We start from the raw sequence: 17459 nt of genomic DNA, 5'->3' as shown, positions 1-17459 counted from the left end.
ATTAATATAGACATAATTTTATACGGAATTAATTAAGAACTCATGGCCATGAAAAACCATAAGCGACTCAGTGTAACACGCTTACTCACTCCTGTAGCCCTTGCTGTTGCATTGTCAGCGTGTACGACGTCACCGTCATCGAATCAACAAGTAGATATCACCCTAGACCCTAGCCAGCCGACCCAGAGTTATCTGATGCGTGCTGATAGCAGTTCAGGCAGTCAACAGAACGACTGGTTGATCATGGCACTGAAAGCTTCGGTTGAAGATGGAGATTACACTCAAGCGGAATTGCTCATAAAACGCCTTGCTCGTCAGTCTATGACAGAAACACAGCAAGCAGAGTGGTATCTTGCCAGAGCTCATCTACTGATTAAGCAGGGGATGCACGATAAAGCACTCGCGTCGTTAAATTTCCGTCCAGAGTGGCAACTTCAATATCAGCAGTGGAAAGAATACCACCAGCTGCGTGCATCCTTGTTCACTCAAAAAGGGGACTTTGCGAATGCTGCTCGAGAACTTTCTCTTGAAAGACAGTTTTCTCAGCGCTCCGACCATCAATTCATTTCGGACAGTATCTGGAGTAACCTGAACCAATACTCTGCTGAACAATTACAGTCTCTGTCGTCGCAACCGTCAGGCCCTGTTCTTGCTGGCTGGTTAGAGCTTGCAAGCTACAATAAAACCATGGCTCATTCGTTAAATCAGCTTCAATCGGCTTTTGAAAAGTGGTTCGCGGCGAACCCTAACCACCCTGCGTCTCTATATACGCCAAAAGAGATATCAGACGTTCTTAACTTGGAAATGACAAAGCCTGTCAATACCGCCCTTTTACTCCCACTTTCTGGCAAGTTCTCTAAGCAATCTCAACTCGTTCGTGATGGCTTTATGCTAGAAATGCGTAATGATAAAAACCGCGGTGCAAATGAAACGTTGACGGTCATCGACACGGATAATATTTCAGTTGCTCAACTAGAAGCCCAGCTCATTCAAAACAACATTGATTTTATTGTTGGTCCATTGATTAAAGAAAACATTGAGAAACTTCAGCAAGCAGAGCAGAACTTTGCCACGCCAGTTCCAATGCTTGCTCTGAATATCCCAGACGATATCAAACCAAGCACCCACACATGCTACCTTGCACTTTCACCAGAACAAGAAGTCGCCGAGGGTGCGAGATATTTAGCGAAACAAGGCTACCAATTCCCACTGATTCTTGCTCCTCAAGGTCGAGTAGGGAATCGTGCCGTCGAAGCGTTCAAAGAAGAGTGGCAAAAGCACAGCACTAATAAAGTGGCTGTCGAACTCTTTGGTGATAAGCGCCAGCTCCAGCTCCATATCAACAAAGCTTTCAGTCTTCAAGGAAGCCAACAAAACATCTCTCAGATGCAATCCGTGTTGAAAAGATCACTTGAGACACAACCAAGAAGCCGACGAGATATCGACGCCGTTTACATTGTCGCAAGTAGTGGAGAGCTTACCTTAATTAAGCCATTTATTGAGGTAGCGATTAATCCGGGTGTCGCTCCACCAAAACTATTTGCCAACTCAAGAAGCAACAATGGTCGTCGCCTATACGAAGACCTATCTGGCGTCACCTACGGAGATATTCCCCTACTGGTTAATCCGGATGAAGAGCTAAAAGCGCAAATGGATCAACTGTGGCCGAATGGCTCTTTCGCGGAGAAACGACTGCAAGCGCTAGGTATGGATGCTTACCGCTTAATTGATGAACTTCCTCAAATGAAAGTCATCCAAGGTTATAGCGTCAAAGGTAATACGGGTGTACTAAGCATTGACCAGAACTGTGTTGTACAGCGTGAAATTAGCTGGACTGAGTTTGAATCAGCGCAATAAACGCGCCACAGGTCAGCACTTCGAAGCCGCAGCAGAGAAACACCTCTCCGCTTGCGGCTTAACGCTAATTGAGAGAAACTTCCTCACAAAAAGTGGTGAGCTTGATCTGATCATGCGTGACAACTCAACCATAGTGTTTGTCGAAGTTCGCTATCGCGACAACCAAAACTATGGGCATGCTGCAGAAACAGTCACATATCGTAAGATGCAAAAATTGCAAAAAGCAGCCAATCTCTGGTTGATGAAGCAAGGTATGTCCATCTATTCAACTGACTTCCGCTTTGATGTCGTGGCTATCCACCAACAGGGGCATCAAATAGAGTGGATTAAAAACGCAATAACTCAAGGATAATCAATGCTAGACAGCATTAAAGACAGTTTTACAGAAAGCATCCAAATTCAAATTGCCGCTGCAGAAGCGCTACCCGATGCCATCACTCACGCAGCGCAGGCAATGGTCGCGAGTTTGTTAAACGGCAACAAAATTCTTTGCTGCGGTAACGGTGGCTCGTCATCAAATGCTCAGCAATTTGTCTCTTGCCTACTTAACAGATTCGAGACTGAACGCCCTAGCCTACCCGGCATGGCGTTAACCGCTGATAACACCACGCTGACTGCGGTAGCAAATGACTATCACTACGAAGAAATCTTCTCTAAGCAAGTGAGAGCGTTTGGTCAAGCTGGCGATATCCTACTTGCTATCTCAACCAGTGGTAACAGCAAAAACGTCATTAAAGCGATGGAAGCAGCGGTAACTCGTGATATGACCATCATCGCTTTGACCGGAAAAGATGGTGGTGAAATGGCAGGGCTTCTGGGTGAGCATGATGTCGAAATTCGTATTCCATCTCACAGAACAGCTAGGATCCACGAGGTACACATGGTGACACTGCATTGCTTGTGTGATCTCATTGACCAAGTACTTTTTCCGACCCATGAAGAGTAAATTATGAAGTTATTTAAAGCCTTAGTGTTAACCATTTTTGCTTTATCAACGACGGGATGTGCTGGTTTATTCGTTGCTGGCGCTGCCACGACAGTAAACATGGTGACCGATCCTCGAAGCGCTAAAGAGATCTGGGACGACAACAACATTGAATTTGAAATGACTGGCCTAGCAAATAAGCCGCCCTTTCGTAGCAATGCCCGTGTGACCGCCAGTTCTTATAACGGCACAGTCGTACTCATTGGTCAAATGAAAACGGAACAGCTGAAAAATGAATTCGAAGCGCAAGCTCGCCAAGTGAAAGGCGTTAGCACTATCCATAATCAGCTCAAAATTAAACAGCCACTTTCTGTGGGCGAAATAAGCCAGGATAGCTGGATAACGACCAAAGTAAAATCTGCACTGCTTGCTAACTCAGAAATATCTAATGTTAAGGTCAAGGTGATTACAGAGGATAAAGAAGTATACCTACTAGGTTACGTGTCTCACCACCATGCAAATATAGCAACAGATGTCGCTCGTAACATATCAGGCGTAAAGCAAGTTATCCGTGCATTTGAATACGGCGATTAAGAACTCATAAAAAAAGCAGCGATTCAATCGCTGCTTTTTTTTACTTTACGACACGAAGGCTAGGTCTACCCTTGGGCCTTAGCGCTTCTTCTTCGCTTTCTTGAACGACGTTAGACTCTTCAGAAGTCGCAACGGATAGTGAGAAATCACTTTCCTCGATCAATTCTTCGTCTGATTCATTGATATACGCCTCTTCTGGTTCAAACATAGTGCCTGCACCATTTTCACGAGCGTAAATTGCTTCAACCGCGTACAAAGGGACAATCACTGAATGTGGACGACCACCAAAACGAGCGTTGAAAGTAATCGCCTCATTCCCTAGTTCAAGATTACCAACAGCTCTAGGAGCGACATTCAGAATGATTTGACCATCCTGAATAAACTCTTCTGGTACTCGAACACCAGGTAGTGTTGCCGAAACAACAAGATGAGGCGTTAAATCATTGTCCACCAGCCACTCATAGAATGCTCGAAGCATATAAGGGCGGCGTGGTGTCATTTTAGAAATATCCATCAGAACTAATTAGCGAGTCAGACGCATTTCACGTTCAGCTTCAGTTAAAGAAGCTAGGAATGAGTCACGCTCAAATACGCGATTCATGTACACTTTAAGCTCTTTAGAACCAGGGCCTACTAGATCGATTCCCATCTGAGGCAAACGCCATAGTAAAGGAGCTAGGTAGCAGTCGATCAAGCTGAATTCTTCACTCATAAAGTATTCGTATTCAGCAAATACAGGAGCAAGAGTTAGTAAGTCATTACGCAGTTTATTACGTGCTGACTCCGCTTCTTCTGCGCTGCCTTTTACAATTTTCTCAGCGAGTGTGTACCAGTTTTTCTCAATGCGGTAGATCATTAAACGGCTGTTACCACGAGCAACAGGGTAAACAGGCATCAACGGTGGATGAGGGAAACGCTCATCTAGATATTCCATGATGATCTTTGAGTCATAAAGCGCTAGCTCACGATCAACTAGAGTTGGTACTGTTTTGTATGGATTAAGTTCAATAAGCTCAGCAGGTAGATTCGCGTCATCTACAAGTTCTACTTCAACGCTTACACCTTTCTCAGCTAGGACAATACGTACCTGATGGCTATACATATCAGATGCACTTGAAAATAGAGTCATCACAGAACGTTTATTGGCAGCTACAGCCATGGAGCCCTCCAGCACACTTACAACGATAAAAACAATGGAGGCTAAGCCTCCATTGTATAGTTTAAAAATTGGGTATTAGCACGGCATAGTAGCACAATTAGTGCACATCACGCCAATACTCTTTCTTCAGCAGTACTACAACGATAGAGAAGATAACTAGGAAACCCATTACCCACCAACCTAAAGCGTGACGCTCTAGTTTTACTGGGTCACCCGAGTACTCTAGGAAATTCACCAAATCGCGTACAGCGTCATTATACTCTTCAGTATTTAGCTCACCAGTACCGTCTGATTCAACACCGACAACCACACGGTGTTCTTCGCCATTAACCATTTTCGTTTCAAAAATAGGTTGTGGGATACCCTGCAGCTCTTCCAACACGTGTGGCATACCAACGCTTGGGAAAACGATGTTGTTTACACCAAATGGACGAGATGGGTCAGCATAGAACGAGCGCAGGTAAGTGTATAACCAGTCTGCACCACGAACACGCGCAACAAGCGTTAGATCCGGTGGTGGAGCACCAAACCACTTAGCCGCTGACGTTTCAGGAATCGCATTTTCCATCAAGTCGCCCACTTTCGCTTCCGGGTCGAAAATCAGGTTTTCTTTCATTAGATCCGCTGGGATACCGATGTCACGAGCAACACGCTCGTAACGTTGGTATTGAGCAGAGTGACAACCGAAACAGTAGTTCATGAACAGTTTAGCACCGTTCTGAAGTGACGCCTGATCCGTTAAGTCATTGTTTGCTTTATCTAGTGGTACATTTGCACCCGCTGCCATCGCCAGAGAAGGCAGCATTGCAAATAAAATTACAATCCATTTTTTCATTTGAATGTCACCCTTTCTGGTAGTGGCTTAGTTGCTTCGTTCTTACTGTAGAAATACAGCAGCACGAAGAACATGAAGTAAGCTAAGCTGAAGATCTGAGCTAATAGCGTGTAAGTTGGCGTCGCTGGAAGCGCACCCAAAATACCTAACGCAATAAAGCTGATCGTAAACTGGATGATATTAAATAAATGGAACTTACTGCGGTAACGGTAAGAACGTACCTTACAACGGTCCAGCCAAGGTAGTACAAACAGAACCACAATCGACGCACCCATCGCGATAACACCTAGTAGCTTGTCCGGAACCGCACGTAGAATCGCGTAGAATGGAGTAAAGTACCATACAGGAGCAATGTGCTCTGGTGTTTTCAGAGGGTTAGCCGCTTCAAAGTTAGGTGGCTCAAGGAAGTAGCCGCCCATCTCTGGGTTAAAGAACAGTACGTAACAGAACAGGAACAAGAATCCAGCTACACCCACCATATCCTTCACAGTACCGTAAGGGTGGAAAGGAATCGAGTCGATGATGTCGTACTTCTTAGAGTAGTAATCGTGGAACTTGAACTGAGTTTTGTAATCGTCGCCCATTGTGCCTTTTGGCAACTTGGTTTCGATACCGTCTGGGTTGTTAGAACCCACTTCGTGCAGCGCCAATACGTGTAATACGATAAGCAGTAACAGAACGATAGGTAGAGCGATTACGTGCAGTGCGAAGAAACGGTTTAGCGTTGCACCAGAGATAACGTAGTCACCACGAATCCATAGTGTTAGGTCATCACCGATAACAGGAATAGCACCAAACAGAGAAATAATTACCTGAGCACCCCAGTAAGACATCTGACCCCATGGTAGTAGGTAACCCATGAATGCCTCAGCCATCAGCACTAAGAAGATCAACATACCGAAGATCCAAAGTAGCTCACGAGGCTTCTGGTATGAGCCGTAGATAAGACCACGGAACATGTGCAGGTAAACAACAACGAAGAAAGCAGAAGCGCCAGTTGAGTGCATGTAGCGAAGTAGCCAACCGTACTCAACATCACGCATGATGTATTCGATAGAAGCGAATGCACCATCACCAGATGGTACGTAGTTCATTGTTAGCCAAATACCCGTTAGGATTTGGTTAACCAAAACAAGCATCGCTAATGAGCCAAACAGATACCAAAAGTTAAAGTTCTTTGGCATCGGATACTCAGAAAGGTGCTTTTTGTACGCATTCATTGCGGGTATGCGTTTTTCTACCCAATCAAGTAGAGCTTGCATTATGCCTCCCCTTCTTCGTCAATACCAACGATGATCTTGGTATCACTCAGATACATGTGCTTTGGAACGACTAGGTTTAATGGAGCTGGTACACCCTGGAATACACGACCAGCCATATCGAACTTAGAGCCGTGACAAGGGCAGAAGAAACCTGATTTAACACCCTGAACTTGCTCACTAAAACTGTCAGGTAAATAGGTTGGTGAACAACCAAGGTGAGTACAGATACCTACCGCAACAAAGTACTCAGGCTTAATAGAACGGTAAGCATTTGTAGCATAAGCTGGCTGCTGTGCTTCACCAGAAGATGGGTCACGTAGCTGACCATCAATTTCTTTTAGTTTATCCACAACTGACTGTGCGCGACGGACAACCCATACAGGCTTACCACGCCACTCAACACGAACCATTTGCCCTTCTTCAAGTTTACTAATATCAACTTCAACAGGGGCACCTGCAGCTTTTGCTTTTTCACTTGGGTTCCAAGATTTAATAAAAGGCACGGCGACAGCAGCAGCTCCCAGACCACCTACAACTGCAGTTGTAGCGGTAAGGAAACGTCTGCGACCGTTATTTAAAGGCGCATTGCTCATCCAAACATTCTCCCATTTGCTCCTTTGGATTTTTTGTTATTCCGCGTAAAGAGCATGGCTAACAAAATACGAATTTAGTTGTATTTATTTGATGGCAAATGATAAATAAAACCCTACTTTTTGACAAGATAAAGCTACCTTTTTGTAACATTTGTGAGGCAAATCGCCTAGGAGGTCACAAAAGGGGCATAAGTAAGAGAAAAGTTCGAGAAAGCGGGCGCTTGGAAGGTTTTATTTTGCGTAGAAAAACAAAAAGCTCGGCATGAAGCCGAGCTTTGAACCACAATTTCCAGTGAAACACTGAAACAGCGGAATTTCCAGTAAGTGGAAATTAACGCTTAGAGAACTGTGGACGACGACGTGCTTTACGTAGACCAACTTTCTTACGTTCAACGCAACGAGCGTCACGAGTAACGTAACCAGCTGCACGTAGAGTAGGACGTAGAGACTCATCGTATTCCATTAGAGCGCGAGTGATACCGTGACGGATAGCACCTGCTTGACCAGAAATACCGCCACCTTTAACAGTAACGTATAGGTCTAGTTTCTCAGTTAGTTCAACTAGCTCTAGAGGCTGTTTAACAACCATACGAGAAGTTGGACGACCGAAGTACTCATCAAGGCTACGCTTGTTGATTACGATGTTGCCGCTGCCTGGTTTAATGAAAACACGTGCAGCTGAGCTTTTGCGACGGCCAGTGCCGTAGTATTGATTCTCTGCCATTTTCGAAATCCCCGATTAGATGTCTAGTACTTGTGGTTGTTGAGCAACATGGTTGTGCTCAGCGCCAGCGTAAACTTTTAGCTTACGGTACATAGCACGGCCTAGAGGACCACGTGGTAGCATACCTTTAACCGCTAGCTCAAGAGCCATTTCAGGCTTACGATCAATCAGCTTTTCAAAAGTGATTGATTTTAGGCCGCCTGGGAACTCAGAGTGACGGTAGTACACTTTGTTCTTAGCTTTGTTGCCAGTTACAGCAACTTTCTCAGCATTGATAACGATGATGTAATCACCAGTGTCAACGTGAGGAGTGTATTCAGCTTTGTGTTTGCCACGTAGGCGAGATGCAATTTCACTTGCTAGACGGCCAAGAGTTTTACCTTCAGCGTCTACAACGTACCAGTCGCGTTTTACAGTTTCTGGTTTAGCAACGAAAGTTTTCATGCTAACAATAACCCGTTAATATTTAAATTTACACTTAAGGAGCTTTCGCTCCCACTGACTAAGAGTCCAGTCAACACCCCTTCGAGTGGTTGGCACTCTCGACCCGTTATCTCGAAATACCTTCGATAATTAAGGTCTGCAGTAACGGTGGGTCGCAAGATTATAGAGAAGTCAGTTGAAAAAATCACCTCTTTTCGGCAAAAAAGAGCATTTTTTTTCGCTTCATAATCAAGATGGGATCTAGGTTAAGCCAAATGCTCTTTAGCTAGGTAATCATGGCTTTGCATTTCTACCAAACGTGACTGACAACGTTTGAACTCAAATTCCAGTTGTCCGCTGGTATAAAGCTCTTCCAATGCGACCTCGGCAGAAATAATTAACTTTACGTTGCGCTCATAAAACTCATCCACTAGAGCGATAAAACGGCGCGCCGCATCATCAATCGTTCGATTCATTTGTTTTACATCAGCCAATAGTACCGTGTGATAGATTTTCGATAACTCGATGTAATCATTCTGGCTCCGAGCTGACTGACAAAGCTGAGCAAACGTAGCATGCAATACACCTTCCGACGTTTCGTTAACGTTTATCTGACGGTGATTGATTTCAATAACCTTTTCACCACGCCTTCCTTCACCAACAAGCTGTTCAAAATAGTGGTGCAAGTTCTTATTAGCTTGTTCATCTAAGGGGTAATGGTAGATTTCGGCTTGCTCCAACGTTCTCAAACGATAATCAATGCCACTATCTACGTTTAGCACAATACAATTGCGCTGAATAAGTTCAATCGCAGGCAAAAAGCGGGCTCTTTGCAGACCATTGCGATAGAGATCTTCAGGTGGAATATTAGACGTTGCCACTAATATGACCCCACGCTTGAACAAAGCTTGGAATAACGTGCCTAGAATCATGGCATCAGTGATATCGGAAACGAAAAACTCATCAAAGCAGATAATGTCCGCTTCTGATTTGAATTTATCAGCGACCAACTCTAGCGGGTCGTTCACATCCCCTAGTGCATTCAGCTCATCGTGGACGCGATACATGAACCGGTGGAAGTGAACACGCATTTTTTTGTCAGACGGCAATGCATCAAAAAATGTATCCATCAGGTAAGTTTTACCTCGCCCCACTCCCCCCCAAAAATACAAGCCTTTAGGTGCAACGGGCGCAGACACTTGCGCTTTCTTTCCAAACCAATTTTTCCACCCCGTTGGTTTAGACATGACTGGTGTTTTAATGTATTCAATATATTGGTGGTACAAAACATCTAGAGCAGAAACTGCTTCAAGTTGAGCGTCATCTTGTTGGAATCCATGCTCTTTTATGTCTTTCTGATATATTTCTAGGGGAGTCATCACGTCACATACCTAAGGAAGAAGAGTCGAAACTGCTATGTAGAGCACATGCATTTCACTTTATTGGCTGAAGTTCTCATAGTACCATGTCATTAGTGCATGTGTAACCAGGTGGTGAAAAACATGTTAAAGAACAACGATAAGGAGCGATTATGCCTTGGATTTACGCTGTAGTGGGTTTGCTTGCTGGTGCCTTTTTAGGGGCCGTCATTTCTCGTCTTACGACACCAGGATATAAAAAGCAAAAGAGCGTCCAGAAAGAGTTAGACAATGCAAAGTTCGAGTTAGAGCAGCAAAAACAAAACTTAGCCGATCACTTTGCACAGACAGCCGAGATGCTGGATTCACTTGGTAAAGAGTACACAAAACTGTATCAGCACATGACGAATACGTCATCCGAGTTACTTCCTAACCTTCCTGTTCAAGACAACCCATTTAATAAGAAGGTGATTGAGCAATCTCATTCAGAAGAGAGCGATCCAAATGCGAAAGATCCATCTCTTGATGAAGCGCCAAAAGACTACGCGTCTGGAGCGACTGGCCTACTGAAAGAAGAAAAGAAAGAAATTCTCGAATCTAACCAAGTTGTAGACGCCAAAGCATCTTAATTGGATAAAAATTTGGTGAACTAAATAAAGGTTTTTGAGTCATAACTCTCATTGGCGTCTCTTGATTTTTTGTTTTTTGTACAAACATTAAATCTAAGACCTTAACTTAATAGGAGTTATCAGATGAAAAAACCTTTGCTTACATTGACCGTCCTATCTCTAAGCTTAAGTTCAATCATCACACCATTACCAGCTACCGCCGCTTTACCTTTATCCGTTGGGGGGGAGCAACTGCCAAGCCTTGCCCCAATGCTCGATAAAGTGACCCCTGCGGTTGTCAGTATTTCTGTCGAGGGGACTCAAGTGTCCCGACAGCATATTCCAGAACAATTCCGTTTTTTCTTCGGACCAGACTTTCCAACCGAACAACTGCAAGAGCGCCCTTTTAGAGGGTTAGGCTCAGGTGTCGTCATCGATGCCAAAAAAGGCTTTGTTGTCACTAACTATCACGTAATCAATGGCGCAGAGAAAATTCGCGTCAAACTGCGAGATGGGCGTGAGTATGATGCAGAACTCATCGGTGGCGACCAAATGTCTGATGTGGCGTTACTAAAATTAGACAACGCCAAAAACCTAACTGAGATAAAAATTGCTGATTCAGACAAACTGCGTGTTGGTGATTTTGCCGTTGCCATTGGTAACCCATTTGGGCTTGGCCAAACCGTAACATCAGGGATTGTGTCTGCCCTTGGGCGCAGTGGGCTGAATATAGAGAATTTCGAAAACTTTATTCAAACCGATGCGGCAATCAACAGCGGTAACTCAGGTGGCGCACTCGTGAACCTAAACGGCGAGCTGATAGGTATCAATACCGCTATATTGGGTCCGAATGGTGGTAATGTGGGGATCGGATTTGCCATTCCATCCAACATGATGACGAATTTAACGCATCAGATCCTAGAGTTTGGTGAAGTGAAACGAGGCATGCTAGGTGTTCAGGGTGGTGAAATCACCTCCGAGCTAGCAGAAGCGTTGGGCTATGAGTCCAGTAAAGGGGCATTCGTGAGCCAAGTCGTCCCTGACAGTGCTGCTGATAAAGCAGGGCTTGAAGCGGGTGATGTAATCGTCTCTTTGAATGGTAAAGATATTCACTCATTCAGTGAGCTACGAGCGAAAGTAGCCACATTAGGCGCAGGCAAAGAGATCACCCTAGGCGTGATTCGCGACGGTAAGAAGAAGGACTTCGACGTTACTCTCGGCGAACAACAAAACGTTAAGGCATCAGCAGAAAAACTTCATGAAGGGTTATCTGGTGCTGAGTTGACAAATACCACTCCGAAAGATGCGGTCCAAGGTGTCAAAGTCGCGTCTGTCGAGAAAGGCTCCAATGCTGAAGCATACCGACTAGAAGACGGCGATATCATCATAGGTGTTAACCGCCAAAGAGTGAAAAACCTCGCGGAGTTCCGAAAAATTGTTGAAAAACAAACAGGTGTATTGGCACTTAATATTCAGCGTGGGAACCGTACCCTCTATCTCGTGATCCGCTAATATCCTTATTGATTAATAAGTAAAAATCGAGATTTTCTTCCGAAAGGACAGCTGCACTACCAGCTGTCCTTTTATTATTTAATCATCTAGTGATATTCTTCAGTTACTTACATCAAAAATTTTCATGAGGAAAGTATGCTGCAATTTATGTTGCGCTCTGTCGTTTTGGGGCTAGTGACTGCTGTTGTATTACTGCTCGCTATCCCTTCTCTACGTACAAATATTTTTCCTCCTTCGAGCTCTCCAGAATCTGAAGTTCGTGGCCCACAGCAGATCTCATTTAATTATGCTGTGCGTAATGCAGCACCAGCCGTTGTCAATATCTACAGCCGTCAGTACATTGAAAATGACCGTTCTCAATTACAAACCCAAGGTCTTGGTTCTGGCGTTATCGTTAGCGAAAGGGGCTATATCATCACCAACTACCATGTGGTCGCACAAGCAGATCAGATTGTAGTTGCACTACAAGACGGACGTGTCGCCGCTGCTCAGCTAGTTGGAAAAGATCGTAGAACAGACATTGCGATTCTTCGAGTGCAAGGTTCTAACCTTCCTGTTATTCCGCTCAACCCGAACTACACTCCGAACGTAGGAGACGTCGTACTCGCCATTGGCAACCCATATAACTTGGGTCAAACCACAACGTTTGGCATTATTTCCGCAACTGGTCGTTCTTCTATCAGCTTGGATGGCCGTCAAGCATTTATCCAAACTGACGCTGCCATCAATGAAGGTAACTCTGGCGGTGCGCTCGTCAACACCCGTGGTGAGCTTGTTGGTATCAATACCGCCTCTTTCCAGCAAGCAACTGAGTTAGAAACTTACGGTATTTCATTTGCTATTCCGTACAGACTTGCTAATAAGATAATGGAAAAAATCATTGCTGATGGACGAGTGATTCGAGGGTACATTGGTGTGGATGGTCAGGATATTAAATCTGTGACTTCTCGCTTATTAGGTAACGAGCATGTAGGTGGTATCGTGGTCTTAGGTGTTGATCCCAACGGTCCAGCTGCTGAGGCGGGCTTTGAGCTTCAAGACATAATTCTTACAATAGATGGCAAAAAAATAAATGGTCGCCAAAGTGTGATGGACTTAGTCACGGAGCTTCGCCCTGGTACCACGATTGAAGTTATCATCTTGCGGAAAGGGCAAGAACAAACTCTGCATGTGACGGTGTCAGAAGATATTCGATAGCGGTAAGTAACCTCGTAAACAAGCCGCCTTCCAAAATAAAAAAATCCCATGTTTAAACTCAACATGGGATTTTTTGTCTACTCTTCTGGCGTTTCGTTGCCAGAACTCTCAACTTCTATCCGGGTCACTCGCTGTAGACCTCGTGGTAATAGACCACCTCTGCGTCCACGCTCTCCACGGAAGTTATCTAGGTCACTCGGCTTTAGACCAAGTTTTCGCTTGCCAGCATACAGAGTCAGTGTTGAGTCTTTCGGCACCGAGATAAGATGTGACAGTACTTCTTCACGTTCTTTGGCTTTCGCCGCTGGAATGTTAATGATCTTGTTACCCTTACCTTTCGCTAGCTGAGGTAGATCTTTAATTGGGAACAATAACATTCGACCTTGGTTAGTAATCGCAACAATCTCATCTGAGTCTAAATCCGAGATCATGTCAGGAGCAATCACTTCAGAGTTAGCAGGTAGTGTTACCAACGCCTTACCACTTCTGTTTTTAGACAATAAATCACTGCCTTTACACACAAAGCCGTAACCCGCATCAGAACCCACTAACCAAAGCTGCTCTTCTTCACCCATAATCACCTGACGAATATTACTACCAGCGGTAATATTTAAGCGACCCGTTATCGGCTCACCTTGACTACGTGCAGACGGCAAGGAGTGAGATTCAAGCGAGTAACTGCGGCCATCACTGCCTAGGAATACCGCTTGCTGATTACTCTTACCACGCGCTGAGGCTAGGTATTTATCACCCGATTTATAGCTCAGACCTTCAGCATCAACATCATGGCCTTTAGCGTGTCGAATCCAACCTTTCTCAGATAGAACAACCGTAATCGGCTCATTAGGAACAAGGTCACGCTCAGTCAACGCTTTAGCTTCTGCACGTTCAACCAGTGGTGAACGACGGTCATCACCGTACTTATCAGCGTCCGCCTTGATCTCTTTTTTCAGTAACGTATTTAGACGACGTTCAGAGCCGAGCAGCTGTTCTAGCTTCTCACGCTCTTTTTCAAGCTCTTCTTGTTCACCGCGGATCTTCATCTCTTCCAACTTGGCAAGATGACGAAGTTTGGTGTCAAGAATCGCATCAGCTTGGATATCCGTAATACCAAAGCGAGCCATCAATACCGCTTTCGGATCATCTTCAGTACGGATAATTTCAATCACTTCATCTAGGTTGAGATAAGCGATCAATAAACCTTCTAAGATGTGTAAGCGCGCTAGCACTTTGTCCAAACGGTGTTGCAAACGGCGACGTACCGTCAAGCGGCGGAACTCAATCCACTCAGATAAAATCTGTACTAAACCTTTAACCTGCGGGCGATTGTCGAGACCAATCATGTTCAGGTTAACACGGTAATTCTTTTCTAGATCGGTCGATGCAAACAGGTGGTTCATCAGCTGATCGCAATCAATGCGGTTTGAGCGCGGTACAATCACGATACGCGTTGGGTTTTCGTGATCCGATTCATCACGTAAATCTTCTACCATAGGCAGTTTTTTAGCGCGCATTTGGTTCGCGATCTGCTCAAGCAGTTTTGCACCAGACACTTGATGTGGCAGAGCGGTAATCACGATATCTGAACCGTCTTTCTGCCAAACCGCGCGCATTTTAATACTGCCTCTACCTGTACGATAGATCTTCTCTAAATCGGCTTTTGGCGAAATAATCTCCGCTTCTGTCGGATAGTCCGGTCCTTTGACGAAGCTCATTATGTCGGCAAGTTCCGATTTCGGACTATCAATCAGATGTATAGCGGCTTCCGCTACTTCACGCACGTTATGTGGTGGAATATCGGTAGCCATACCAACCGCGATACCAGTCACCCCATTCAAAAGGATGTGCGGTAGGCGAGCAGGTAACATTTGCGGCTCTTTCATCGTGCCGTCAAAGTTTGGTTGCCACTCAACGGTGCCCTGACCTAGCTCACCGAGCAGAACTTCAGCAAATTTAGACAACTTTGCTTCGGTATAACGCATCGCTGCAAATGATTTCGGGTCGTCTGGAGCACCCCAGTTACCTTGACCATCCACCAGCGGGTATCGATAAGAGAATGGCTGAGCCATTAACACCATCGCTTCATAACAAGCGGAGTCACCGTGCGGGTGGTATTTACCGAGCACGTCACCCACAGTACGCGCAGATTTTTTATATTTCGCGGCTGCCGATAGACCAAGCTCCGACATCGCATAAATAATGCGTCGCTGAACCGGCTTTAGACCGTCGCCGATGTAAGGCAACGCTCGGTCCATGATGACGTACATTGAGTAATTGAGATAAGCGTCTTCAGTGAACTTGCGCATTGGCAACTGTTCAACGCCATCATATGTAATTTCTGTAGACATTCGTTAAACCTCTGCCAAATCACCATTGCGTTGTAGCCAAGAGCGGCGGTCGTCTGCGCGCTTCTTACCTAGCAACATATCCATCATTTCCATCGTTAAATCATTATCATCGATGGTGAGCTGCACCAAGCGACGAGTGTTTGGATCCATGGTAGTTTCGCGAAGCTGAAGTGGGTTCATCTCACCCAATCCCTTAAATCGCTGCACATTGATTTTGGCTTTTTTCTTCGAAAGGCGCTCTAAAATGCCCTCTTTCTCATCATCATCAAGGGCATAGAAGACTTCTTTGCCACAGTCGATACGATAAAGTGGCGGCATAGCCACATAAATATGACCCGCTTCAACTAAGACACGGAAGTGACGAGTAAACAGAGCGCACAGTAGCGTCGCGATGTGAAGTCCATCCGAGTCCGCATCGGCAAGGATACAGATCTTACCGTAACGTAAACCTTCTAGATTATCGCTGTCTGGGTCGATACCGAGCGCAACTGAAATATCGTGTACTTCTTGAGAGGCTAAAACCTGATCCGCTGCAACTTCCCAAGTATTCAAGATTTTACCGCGTAGCGGCATAACGGCTTGGAATTCACGGTCACGTGCTTGCTTAGCAGAACCGCCCGCCGAGTCACCCTCGACAAAGAAAATTTCGGTACGATTTAAGTCTTGTACTGAACAGTCAGTCAGTTTGCCCGGTAGTGCCGGACCTGATGCAATTTTTTTACGTACAACTTTTTTGCTCGCACGCATACGGCGGTGAGCATTCGCAATACAAACTTCCGCTAACTGCTCAGCAAGTTGAGGCTTTTCATTTAGCCACAAACTGAACGCATCTTTAACCACACCTGAAACGAATGCAGCAGTCTGTCGAGAAGAAAGACGTTCTTTCGTCTGTCCGGCAAATTGCGGGTCTTGCATCTTAACCGACAACACGTAAGAACAGCGGTCGAAGATATCATCACCCGTTAACTTAACACCGCGAGGAAGTAAGTTACGGAATTCGCAGAACTCGCGCATGGCATCTAGCAAACCTTGGCGCAAACCATTGACGTGTGTACCGCCTTGCTTGGTAGGGACTAAGTTAACGTAGCTTTCGGTGATCATCTCACCGCCTTCTGGCTGCCAAATGACTGCCCAGGTAGCCATTTCAGTATCCGCAACAAACTCACCAATGTATGGCTGCTCTGGCAATACTGGATAACCTTTTACACCTTCAGCAAGGTAATCGTTCAGTCCATCTTCGTAGTACCATTTGTGCTCTTCGTTGTTCACTTTGTCACTGAAGGTGATTTCTAACCCTGGACAAAGAACTGCTTTGGCACGCAGATTGTTTACAAGGCGCAGTGTTGAGAATTTTGAGCTATCAAAATATTTGCTCTCTGGCCAGAAGTGTACCGCTGTACCTGTATTACGATGACCACAAGTCCCCGTCACTTTCAACTCAGTGACAGCAGTACCGTGTTCAAAAGCAATTTCATGTACTTGCCCTTCACGTTTGACCGTGACTTCAACACGCTTTGATAGCGCGTTTACTACCGAAATACCAACGCCGTGTAAGCCGCCTGAGAATTTATAATTGTCGTTAGAAAACTTACCACCAGCATGAAGCTTGGTCATGATAAGTTCGACACCTGAAATGCCTTTCTCAGGGTGGATATCAACTGGCATGCCACGACCATCATCGATCACTTCCAATGATTGGTCAGCATGAAGGATAACTTTAATCTTCGTGGCATGCCCTGCGAGTGCCTCATCCACCGAGTTATCAATAACTTCTTGCGCTAAGTGGTTTGGTCGCTCTGTTTCGGTATACATACCAGGACGATGTCGTACTGGGTCGAGACCTTCAAGAACCGAGAGGTCTTTCGCATTATATTGTTCAGTCATAATACGGATATCGTTCTATAGAATAAAAAGAGTACTTGAACAGCGATTAATGAATCTAATTAATAATTTGTAAATGCCAGAAACGATCAATTCATGACCGAATAATGCTGCTCAAGTTTAAGTGGAACATAGTCTGGAAGAGACGTTATGATGTCAAGCGAGTTACGCTAGTAGCCCATA

17 protein-coding genes are annotated in these 17459 nt (G+C 45.1%); 7 read left to right on the top strand and 10 right to left on the bottom strand.

Features of this window, described 5'->3' with window-relative positions; translation table 11 throughout:
• Positions 1-42: 42 nt before the first annotated feature.
• From NP165_RS02780 to NP165_RS02765, 4 genes are read left to right on the top strand one after another with little or no spacing between them, the layout of a single operon-like run.
• Positions 43-1857 carry a penicillin-binding protein activator gene (locus NP165_RS02780; protein ID WP_257084815.1) on the top strand — a complete coding sequence of 605 codons (1815 nt, stop codon included), beginning with the start codon at positions 43-45 and terminating at the stop codon, positions 1855-1857.
• On the top strand, positions 1841-2209 hold the full coding sequence (locus tag NP165_RS02775; protein WP_257084814.1) for a YraN family protein: 369 nt from the start codon (positions 1841-1843) through the stop codon (positions 2207-2209). The genes NP165_RS02780 and NP165_RS02775 overlap by 17 nt, the downstream gene beginning before the upstream one ends.
• A 3-nt stretch (positions 2210-2212) precedes the next feature.
• Positions 2213-2803: a phosphoheptose isomerase gene (locus tag NP165_RS02770; protein ID WP_257084813.1), complete on the top strand. Its 591-nt coding sequence runs from the start codon at positions 2213-2215 to the stop codon at positions 2801-2803.
• A 3-nt stretch (positions 2804-2806) separates the two neighbouring features.
• Positions 2807-3376: a BON domain-containing protein gene (locus tag NP165_RS02765; protein WP_257084812.1), complete on the top strand. Its 570-nt coding sequence runs from the start codon at positions 2807-2809 to the stop codon at positions 3374-3376.
• A 40-nt stretch (positions 3377-3416) separates the two neighbouring features.
• Here NP165_RS02765 and sspB read toward each other — a convergent pair whose 3' ends face one another.
• The 8 genes from sspB to zapE form a co-directional block, all read right to left on the bottom strand.
• A complete protein-coding gene (gene sspB, locus NP165_RS02760; protein ID WP_257084811.1) occupies positions 3417-3890 on the bottom strand; it encodes a ClpXP protease specificity-enhancing factor in 474 nt (157 codons plus the stop codon).
• 9 nt (positions 3891-3899) lie between these two features.
• On the bottom strand, positions 3900-4535 hold the full coding sequence (gene sspA / locus NP165_RS02755) for a stringent starvation protein SspA (RefSeq protein ID WP_257084810.1): 636 nt from the start codon (positions 4533-4535) through the stop codon (positions 3900-3902).
• 97 nt (positions 4536-4632) lie between these two features.
• Positions 4633-5370 (bottom strand): cytochrome c1, encoded by a 738-nt coding sequence (locus NP165_RS02750; protein WP_257084809.1) that lies wholly within the window; start codon positions 5368-5370, stop codon positions 4633-4635.
• Positions 5367-6632 carry a cytochrome b gene (locus NP165_RS02745; RefSeq protein WP_257084808.1) on the bottom strand — a complete coding sequence of 422 codons (1266 nt, stop codon included), beginning with the start codon at positions 6630-6632 and terminating at the stop codon, positions 5367-5369. The genes NP165_RS02750 and NP165_RS02745 overlap by 4 nt, the downstream gene beginning before the upstream one ends.
• Positions 6632-7225, bottom strand: a complete 594-nt coding sequence (gene petA, locus NP165_RS02740; RefSeq protein ID WP_257084807.1) for a ubiquinol-cytochrome c reductase iron-sulfur subunit — start codon at positions 7223-7225, stop codon at positions 6632-6634. The genes NP165_RS02745 and petA overlap by 1 nt, the downstream gene beginning before the upstream one ends.
• A 331-nt stretch (positions 7226-7556) precedes the next feature.
• Complete coding sequence (gene rpsI, locus NP165_RS02735; protein ID WP_005436094.1) at positions 7557-7949, bottom strand: 30S ribosomal protein S9; 393 nt, start codon at positions 7947-7949, stop codon at positions 7557-7559.
• Positions 7950-7964: 15 nt separating this feature from the next.
• On the bottom strand, positions 7965-8393 hold the full coding sequence (gene rplM / locus NP165_RS02730) for a 50S ribosomal protein L13 (RefSeq protein WP_005372872.1): 429 nt from the start codon (positions 8391-8393) through the stop codon (positions 7965-7967).
• Positions 8394-8638: 245 nt separating this feature from the next.
• Positions 8639-9751: a cell division protein ZapE gene (gene zapE / locus NP165_RS02725; RefSeq protein WP_257085532.1), complete on the bottom strand. Its 1113-nt coding sequence runs from the start codon at positions 9749-9751 to the stop codon at positions 8639-8641.
• A 152-nt stretch (positions 9752-9903) separates the two neighbouring features.
• Between zapE and zapG the strand changes: the two genes are divergently transcribed.
• From zapG to degS, 3 genes are all read left to right on the top strand, one after another.
• Complete coding sequence (zapG, locus tag NP165_RS02720; RefSeq protein ID WP_257084806.1) at positions 9904-10359, top strand: Z-ring associated protein ZapG; 456 nt, start codon at positions 9904-9906, stop codon at positions 10357-10359.
• A gap of 123 nt (positions 10360-10482) precedes the next feature.
• Complete coding sequence (locus NP165_RS02715; protein WP_257084805.1) at positions 10483-11850, top strand: DegQ family serine endoprotease; 1368 nt, start codon at positions 10483-10485, stop codon at positions 11848-11850.
• 135 nt (positions 11851-11985) lie between these two features.
• A complete protein-coding gene (gene degS, locus NP165_RS02710) occupies positions 11986-13047 on the top strand; it encodes an outer membrane-stress sensor serine endopeptidase DegS (protein ID WP_257084804.1) in 1062 nt (353 codons plus the stop codon).
• A 77-nt stretch (positions 13048-13124) separates the two neighbouring features.
• Here the strand turns inward: degS and parC are convergent, their stop codons facing one another.
• Both parC and parE read right to left on the bottom strand, forming a co-directional pair.
• Positions 13125-15395 carry a DNA topoisomerase IV subunit A gene (gene parC / locus NP165_RS02705; RefSeq protein WP_257084803.1) on the bottom strand — a complete coding sequence of 757 codons (2271 nt, stop codon included), beginning with the start codon at positions 15393-15395 and terminating at the stop codon, positions 13125-13127.
• A gap of 3 nt (positions 15396-15398) precedes the next feature.
• Complete coding sequence (parE, locus tag NP165_RS02700; RefSeq protein WP_257084802.1) at positions 15399-17279, bottom strand: DNA topoisomerase IV subunit B; 1881 nt, start codon at positions 17277-17279, stop codon at positions 15399-15401.
• Between the last annotated feature and the right edge of the window lie 180 nt (positions 17280-17459).

Source organism: Vibrio japonicus (assembly GCF_024582835.1).
In the GTDB taxonomy this organism is placed as follows: domain Bacteria; phylum Pseudomonadota; class Gammaproteobacteria; order Enterobacterales; family Vibrionaceae; genus Vibrio; species Vibrio japonicus.
The sequence above is the reverse complement of the archived record's forward strand: the minus strand, read 5'-3'. Positions and strand labels throughout refer to the sequence as shown.

Excerpts from the sequence above, each read along its gene's own strand:
- NP165_RS02780 (WP_257084815.1), top strand. The coding sequence starts at position 43 with ATGGCCATGAAAAACCATAAGCGACTCAGTGTAACACGCTTACTCACT.
- NP165_RS02770 (WP_257084813.1), top strand. The coding sequence starts at position 2,213 with ATGCTAGACAGCATTAAAGACAGTTTTACAGAAAGCATCCAAATTCAA.
- NP165_RS02765 (WP_257084812.1), top strand. The coding sequence starts at position 2,807 with ATGAAGTTATTTAAAGCCTTAGTGTTAACCATTTTTGCTTTATCAACG.
- sspB (WP_257084811.1), bottom strand. The coding sequence starts at position 3,890 with ATGGATATTTCTAAAATGACACCACGCCGCCCTTATATGCTTCGAGCA.
- sspA (WP_257084810.1), bottom strand. The coding sequence starts at position 4,535 with ATGGCTGTAGCTGCCAATAAACGTTCTGTGATGACTCTATTTTCAAGT.
- NP165_RS02750 (WP_257084809.1), bottom strand. The coding sequence starts at position 5,370 with ATGAAAAAATGGATTGTAATTTTATTTGCAATGCTGCCTTCTCTGGCG.
- NP165_RS02745 (WP_257084808.1), bottom strand. The coding sequence starts at position 6,632 with ATGCAAGCTCTACTTGATTGGGTAGAAAAACGCATACCCGCAATGAAT.
- petA (WP_257084807.1), bottom strand. The coding sequence starts at position 7,225 with ATGAGCAATGCGCCTTTAAATAACGGTCGCAGACGTTTCCTTACCGCT.
- rpsI (WP_005436094.1), bottom strand. The coding sequence starts at position 7,949 with ATGGCAGAGAATCAATACTACGGCACTGGCCGTCGCAAAAGCTCAGCT.
- rplM (WP_005372872.1), bottom strand. The coding sequence starts at position 8,393 with ATGAAAACTTTCGTTGCTAAACCAGAAACTGTAAAACGCGACTGGTAC.
- zapE (WP_257085532.1), bottom strand. The coding sequence starts at position 9,751 with ATGACTCCCCTAGAAATATATCAGAAAGACATAAAAGAGCATGGATTC.
- zapG (WP_257084806.1), top strand. The coding sequence starts at position 9,904 with ATGCCTTGGATTTACGCTGTAGTGGGTTTGCTTGCTGGTGCCTTTTTA.
- NP165_RS02715 (WP_257084805.1), top strand. The coding sequence starts at position 10,483 with ATGAAAAAACCTTTGCTTACATTGACCGTCCTATCTCTAAGCTTAAGT.
- degS (WP_257084804.1), top strand. The coding sequence starts at position 11,986 with ATGCTGCAATTTATGTTGCGCTCTGTCGTTTTGGGGCTAGTGACTGCT.
- parC (WP_257084803.1), bottom strand. The coding sequence starts at position 15,395 with ATGTCTACAGAAATTACATATGATGGCGTTGAACAGTTGCCAATGCGC.
- parE (WP_257084802.1), bottom strand. The coding sequence starts at position 17,279 with ATGACTGAACAATATAATGCGAAAGACCTCTCGGTTCTTGAAGGTCTC.